Here is a 7,124-nt window from a genome sequence, read left to right as displayed (position 1 = left end):
ATTCCACGTTGGCTGGTCCAGCGCGGGAAGCGTGCCGATTGCGGGACGCAGTCGCTCTCGCCGCCAACAAAAAAGGCCGCCGGAACCGGCGGCCTTTCGTGCATCTGGTTAACCCGCTTACTCCGCGGCCTGCTTCTGCGGCGGGTCGAGCGCGCCGGACTTGTGGATCTCGGCGACCTGGTGGTCGCTGAAGCCGAGCACGCTGCGCAGGATCTCGTCGGTGTGCTCGCCGAGCAGCGGGGAGCGCTCCACGTCGCTCGGGCTATCCGACAGCTTGATCGGGTTGCCGACCGAGATGTACTTGCCGCGGGTGGGGTGGTCGACCTCGACCACGGTGCCGGTCGCGCGGAGCGACTGGTCCTCGGCGATCTCCTTCATCGACAGGATCGGGCCGCAGGGGATGTCGTCCTTGTTGAGGATCTCCATCGCCTCGAACTTGGTCTTGGTCATCGTCCACTGCTCGATGCGGCCGAAGATCTGGTTCAGGCGCGGCAGGCGCGCCGCCGGCTTGGCGAAGTTCGGGTCGGTCTTCCAGGTCGGCTCGCCGATCACGTCGCAGATCTTCTCCCAGACCGGGGCCTGGGTGATGAAGTAGATGTAGGCGTTGGGGTCGGTCTCCCAGCCCTTGCACTTCAGGATGCGGCCGGGCTGGCCGCCGCCGGAATCGTTGCCGGCGCGCGGCACTGCGTCGCCGAACGGAATGCCTTCGCCGAACTGGCTGTATTCCTTGAGCGGACCGTGCGCGAGACGCTGCTGGTCGCGCAGCTTGACGCGCGCGAGATTGAGCACGCCGTCCTGCATCGCCGCGGTGACGCGCTGGCCCTTGCCGGAATGCGTACGCTGATAGAGCGCGGTGACGATGCCGAGCGCCAGGTGCAGGCCGGTGCCGCTGTCGCCGATCTGCGCGCCGGTGACGAGCGGCAGGCCGTCGCGGAAGCCAGTGGTGGAAGCCGCGCCGCCGGTGCACTGCGCGACGTTCTCATAGACCTTGCAGTCCTCGTAGGGGCCGGGGCCAAAGCCCTTGATCGAGGCGACGATCATCTTGGGGTTGATCGCCTGGATCTTCTCCCAGGGGAAGCCCATGCGGTCGAGCACGCCGGGGCCGAAGTTCTCGACCAGCACGTCGCACTTCTTGATCAGCTCGGTCAGGACTTCCTTGCCCTTGGGGTTCTTGGTGTCAAGCGTGATCGAGCGCTTGTTATGGTTGAGCATGGTGAAATACAGGCTGTCCACGTTCGGGATGTCCTGCAACTGGCCGCGGGTGATGTCGCCCACGCCCGGGCGTTCCACCTTGATCACGTCGGCGCCGAACCAGGCGAGCAGCTGCGTGCAGGTCGGTCCGGACTGGACGTGGGTGAAGTCGAGAATGCGAACGCCCTCGAGCGCCTTGGTCATCGTGTTGCTCCGTACTCTGTCTGCCCCTGCATCCGGCAGGGAATAATAAGGGTTGAAGGGGAGGACTTACTTTTTCTTCTGCAAGACGCTCTGCGGATTGAGGTTGCCGATACGGCCGCTCTCAGAGCCGGCAGCCGGATCGATCACCGCGTTGATGAGCGTCGGCTTGCCCGAGGCCATCGCCTCGTTGACGGCGCGCTTGAGCTCGTCGGGCGAGGTGGCATTCACGCCGACGCCGCCGAAGGCTTCCATCATCTTGTCGTAGCGCGCGCCCTTGACGAACACGGTCGTCGCCGGATCGGCGTTGACGCTGTTGACGTCGGTGCCGCGATAGATGCCGTCATTGTTGAAGATGACGACGCAGATCGGAAGGTTGTAGCGGCAGATGGTCTCGACCTCCATGCCGGAGAAGCCGAAGGCCGAGTCGCCTTCCACCGCGAGCACGGGGTGGCCGGTCTCCAGCGCCGCCGCAATCGCCTGGCCCATGCCGATGCCCATCACGCCCCAGGTGCCGACATCGAGGCGCTTGCGCGGCTTGTACATGTCGATGACGCCGCGGGCGAGGTCGAGCGTGTTGGCACCCTCGTTGACGAGGATCGCCTCGGGATGATCCTTGATGACGTTCTTCAGCACGCCGAGCGCACCGTGATAGTCCATCGGCGACTTGTTGTTCATGAGCTTCGGCGCCATCTTGGCGACGTTCTCTTCACGCTTGGACACGATGGCCTTGGTCCATTCGGCCGGCGGCGCGGTCCAGCTCGAACCCATCGCCTGGTTGAACGCCGCGACGACGGAGCCGATGTCGCCGACGACAGGCGCGACGATCTCGACGTTGGAGTCCATTTCCTTCGGCTCGATGTCGACCTGGATGAACTTCTTGGGCGCCTCGCCCCAGCTCTTGCCCTTGCCGTGCGAGAGCAGCCAGTTCAGCCGCGCCCCGATCAGCAGCACGACGTCGGATTCCTTCAGCACCGTCGAGCGCGCCGCGCCGGCGCATTGCGGATGCGTGTCGGCGAGCAGGCCCTTGGCCATGCTCATCGGCAGGAAGGGGACGCCGCTCTTCTCGACGAAGCTCTTGATCTCCTCGTCGGCCTGCGCGTAGGCCGCGCCCTTGCCGAGAATGATGAGCGGACGTTTCGCGCTCTTGAGCACGTCGAGCGCGCGCTTGATCGAAGCGGGCGAGGGGATCTGCGCGGGCGCAGCATCAATCACCTTGACCAGCGACTTCTGGCCGGCATCGGCGTTCATCACCTGGCCGAACAGCTTTGCCGGCAGGTCGAGATAGACGCCGCCCGGACGGCCCGAGACCGCGGCGCGGATGGCGCGGGCGAGACCAATGCCGATGTCCTGGGCGTGCAGCACGCGATAGGCCGCTTTGCACAGCGGCTTGGCGATCGCGAGTTGGTCCATCTCTTCGTAGTCGCCCTGCTGGAGGTCGACGATCTCGCGCTCGGACGAGCCCGAGATCAGGATCATCGGGTAGCAGTTGGTGGTGGCATGCGCGAGCGCGGTCAGACCGTTGAGGAAGCCGGGCGCCGAGACCGTGAGGCAGACGCCGGGTTTCTTGGTGAGGTAGCCAGCGATGCCGGCCGCGTAACCGGCGTTCTGCTCGTGGCGGAACGAGATCACGCGGATGCCTTCGGCCTGCGCCATCCGGCCCAAATCCGTGATCGGGATGCCCGGCACATTATAGATGGTGTTGATGCCGTTCAGCTTGAGCGCGTCGATGACGAGATGGAAGCCATCCGTCAATTCCTGCTCGGTGCCCGGTGCTTCGGACTTGGTCGCGGTATTCAGCATGGGCCTTGTCTCCCTGGTCTCAAGGTCGTTGGGGCGAATTGTTCGCCCTTCTGGTGAAGTTGCTAGTTAAAACAGTTCCTGGCCGTGTGCCTCGACGTAGGCGGCGAGCCCAAGCGTGTGGTCACGCGCACGCTTCTCGGCGAGTTCGGTGTCGCGCGCTTCGAGTGCTTCGATCATGCCGAGATGCTCGGGCAGGGAGGTCGCGGTGCGATCCTTCCGTCCGATCGTCAATTGCCGGTAGCCGCGCACATGCAGCAGCAGGTCGTTGGTGAGATCGACCAGCACCGGCGATTCCGACAGCGAGATCAGCGCCTGGTGGAAGGCGATGTTGGCGCGCGAATATTCCTCGACATGATCCTCGGGCAGACGGTCCTTGCCAAAGTCCTTGAAGAAGTCGCGCAGCGCCGTGATGTCCTTCTTGCGTGCGGTCGTCGTGATCAGGCGCGCGGCCATGCTCTCCAGCGCCGCCCAGGCGCGGATCATGTCGACGATCTCGCTCTTGGTCCGGCGCACCACCATGATGCCGCGGCGCGGCACCGTCTTCACGAAGCCGTCCTGCTCGAGCATCGCGATCGCTTCGCGGATCGGCGTGCGGCTGACACCCAGGCGCTCGGACAGCGCGCGCTCGTCGAGCATGACCGGCTCGGGCGTCGAGTAGATGTCCATCTTGAGGATGGCTTCCTTCAAGGCGTCATACGCCTTGCTCTTGAAGCTGCTCTCCGGGGCAATACGAACGATTGCGATGTCTGCCTCGGCCATGTTCGGCAACGCCTTGGTTGGTTTCCGCAGTGACACGACGATTCTCCTCCAGTGGGAGTCGTCTTTTACAGGAATATTAACCGGAAAGTTTTTGGCATACCACATGCCAGCATGTCAAGCTGCCTATTTTTTGCAGCGTTCTAAGCGATGCCACAGCTTGACAAGTTGGCTTCTGGCATACCAAATGCCATCGCCAGCCATTTTTGATCCAAACCGGCGGAGTAATCTCGGCGTTTGTGCCACTCCGTTCCGCCGCATGGAACAGAGCGCGGCGAATGGCAAGCATCACGTGCAGCCGCGACACGCGCGCTTTGCAAACCAAGAACTGAAGGTCAAGGGAGAAGCCACATGTCCAATTCCAAAGACGCCGTCCGCAAGGTCCTTGACCAGGCCAAGGCGGACAACCGCACCAGCCTGACGGCGCCTGAAGGCAAGCTGGTCTGCGACGCCTACGGCATTCCGGTGCCGAAGGAGGGCGTGGCGAGGTCGGCGGGCGAGGCCGGCAAAATGGCCTCCTCGATGGGCTTCCCGGTGGTGATGAAGATCGTCTCGCCGGACATTCTCCACAAAACCGAAGCCGGCGGCGTCATCGTCGGCCTCAAGACGGCCGAAGACGCCGAGAAGGCCTACGAGACCATTCTCGGCAATGCCAAGAAGTACAAGGCCGATGCCAAGATCGAGGGCGTCCAGGTGCAGCAGATGCTGGCCGGCGGCACCGAAGTCATCGTCGGCTCGATCACCGACGGCTCGTTCGGCAAGCTGGTCGCCTTCGGCCTCGGCGGCGTGCTGGTCGAAGTCTTGAAGGACATTACCTTCCGCCTCGCGCCCGCGACCAAGGAAGACGCGCTCTCGATGCTCGACGGCATCCAGGCGCATGAGATTTTGAAGGGCGTTCGCGGCGGCGAGGCGGTGAACCGTACGGCGCTCGCCGACGTCATCGTCAAGGTCTCGCAGCTCGTCACCGATTTCCCCGAGATCGTCGAGCTCGACCTCAATCCCGTGTTTGCGACGGCGAAGAGCGCGATTGCGGCCGACGTGCGCATCGTCGTCGACTTCGCCTATGTGCCCAAGCCGAAGCCGCGCCCGACCGAAGAGATCGTCGCGGCCATGAGCCGCATCATGCAGCCGAAGGCGGTCGCCGTGGTCGGCGCCTCCGCCGAGGACGGCAAGATCGGCAACTCCGTGATGAAGAACCTCATCAACGGCGGCTACAAGGGCGACATCTATCCGATCCACCCCAAGGCCACCGAGATCCTCGGCTACAAGGCCTACAAGAGCGTCAAGGACGTTCCGGGTGTGATCGACACGGCTGTATTCGCGATCCCCGCGAAGTTCGTGGCGGCGGCGCTCACCGAGTGCGGCGAGAAGAAAATCCCGGGTGCGGTGCTGATCCCGTCGGGCTTCGCTGAAGCCGGCGCGCCGGAGCTTCAGGCCGAGATCGTCGAGGTCGGCAAGAAGTACGACATCCGCCTGATGGGGCCGAACATCTACGGCTTTTACTATACGCCCGCCAATCTCTGCGCGACCTTCTGCACCGCCTATGACGTCAAGGGCCACGCGGCGCTGTCGTCGCAGTCGGGCGGCATCGGCATGGCCATCATCGGCTTCTCGCGCTCGGCCAAGATGGGCGTCTCGGCGATCGTCGGCCTCGGCAACAAGTCCGACATCGACGAGGACGATCTGCTGGCCTTCTTCGAGCAGGATCCCAACACCAACCTGATCGCGCAGCACTGCGAGGACCTCAAGGACGGCCGCGCCTTCGCGGAAGCCGCCAAGCGCGTCTCCAAGAAGAAGCCGGTCGTCGTGCTCAAGGCCGGCCGCACTTCGGCCGGCGCCAAGGCGGCGTCCTCGCACACCGGCGCGCTCGCCGGCAACGACAAGATCTACGAGGACGTGCTGGCGCAGTCCGGCGTGATCCGCGCCCGCAGCTTGCGGCAGCTGCTCGAATTCGCCCGCGGCGTGCCGGTGCTGCCGACGCCGAAGGGCGAGAACGTGCTGATCATCACCGGCGCCGGCGGTTCGGGCGTGCTGCTGTCGGACTCCTGCGTCGACAACGGCCTGTCGCTGATGTCGATGCCGCCGGATCTGGATGCGGCCTTCCGCAAGTTCATCCCGCCGTTTGGCGCGGCCGGAAATCCTGTGGATATCACCGGCGGCGAGCCGCCGATCACCTATGTCAACACCGTCAAGCTCGGCCTGTCGGATGAGCGCATCCATTCGCTGATCCTCGGCTACTGGCACACCATCGTGACGCCGCCGATGGTGTTCGCCCGCAACATGGTCGAGGTGAAGAAAGAGATGGAGGCCAAGGGCTTTGTGAAGCCGATCGTGGCCTCGCTCGCCGGCGACGTCGAGGTCGAGGAAGCCGCCGAATATCTCTACCAAAACGGCATCCCGGCCTATGCCTACTCCACCGAGCTTCCGGTCGAGGTGCTCGGCGCCAAGTACAAATGGGCGCGCGGGGCAGGGCTGCTCTGAGCTTGCTTCGCCTCTCCCCGCTTGCGGGGAGAGGCCGAATTGCGAAGCAATTCGGGTGAGGGGGACTCTCCACGAGTCTAACTGTCACCGTCCTCGCGGAGACTCCCCCTCACCCTGACCCTCTCAGTGCGAGCGAAGCTCGTCGCGGCCCCGCAAGCGGGGAGAGGGAAAAAAGAATAGGGCGAGGGAGAACGGTCAGGTCGCGATGAGCAAGAACGTGATCCGGCGCAAATCGTTTGAGCCCAGGTCGCCCGCAGAGGCCGACCACGAGGGCCGTGACGGCGGCGTGCAATCGGTCGATCGTGCGCTGTCCATCATCGAAACGCTGGCCGAGGACGACGAGGGCTATCGCCTCAGCGACCTCGCCGTCCGCACCGGCCTGTCGGCCTCGACCGTGCACCGCCTGCTGGCGACGCTGGAGAGCCGCCGCTTCGTGCAGTTCGACCGGGCCGAATCCAAATGGCATGTCGGCGTCCGCAGCTTTACGGTCGGCGCGAGCTTTGCGCGGCGGCGCAATTTCACCGCCCAGGCGATTCCTTACCTGCGCAAGCYGCGCGATCTCACCCGCGAGACCGCCAATCTCGCCGTCGTCGATGACGAATTCATCATCGTGCTCACCCGCATGGAAAGCCGGGAGATCATGCGTTCGCTGACCAAGGTCGGCGGCCGCGTCCCCATGGTGACGTCAGGCG

General features: G+C 64.4%; 5 protein-coding genes. 2 read left to right on the top strand and 3 right to left on the bottom strand.

Annotated elements, in window-relative coordinates; translation table 11 throughout:
- Positions 1–117: 117 nt before the first annotated feature.
- The 3 genes from frc to ACXJL8_RS28930 form a co-directional block, all read right to left on the bottom strand.
- Complete coding sequence (gene frc, locus ACXJL8_RS28940; protein WP_456622241.1) at positions 118–1,395, bottom strand: formyl-CoA transferase; 1,278 nt, start codon at positions 1,393–1,395, stop codon at positions 118–120.
- Positions 1,396–1,461: 66 nt separating this feature from the next.
- Positions 1,462–3,195 carry an oxalyl-CoA decarboxylase gene (oxc, locus tag ACXJL8_RS28935; protein ID WP_456622242.1) on the bottom strand — a complete coding sequence of 578 codons (1,734 nt, stop codon included), beginning with the start codon at positions 3,193–3,195 and terminating at the stop codon, positions 1,462–1,464.
- Positions 3,196–3,261: 66 nt separating this feature from the next.
- Complete coding sequence (locus ACXJL8_RS28930; protein WP_456622296.1) at positions 3,262–3,954, bottom strand: GntR family transcriptional regulator; 693 nt, start codon at positions 3,952–3,954, stop codon at positions 3,262–3,264.
- Positions 3,955–4,302: 348 nt separating this feature from the next.
- Here ACXJL8_RS28930 and ACXJL8_RS28925 point away from each other — a divergent pair, with 348 nt between their 5' ends.
- Both ACXJL8_RS28925 and ACXJL8_RS28920 read left to right on the top strand, forming a co-directional pair.
- The gene (locus ACXJL8_RS28925) at positions 4,303–6,432 is read left to right on the top strand and encodes an acetate--CoA ligase family protein (protein WP_456622243.1); all 2,130 of its coding nucleotides are present in this window, start codon (positions 4,303–4,305) and stop codon (positions 6,430–6,432) included.
- Between the two features lie 205 nt (positions 6,433–6,637).
- The coding region (locus ACXJL8_RS28920; protein ID WP_456686018.1) for an IclR family transcriptional regulator at positions 6,638–7,124 on the top strand (487 nt) is incomplete at its 3' end.

It is taken from the genome of Bradyrhizobium sp. P5_C11_2 (assembly GCF_054049755.1).
Note: the sequence above shows the minus strand (reverse complement) of the source record. Positions and strands in the feature narration are given on the sequence as shown.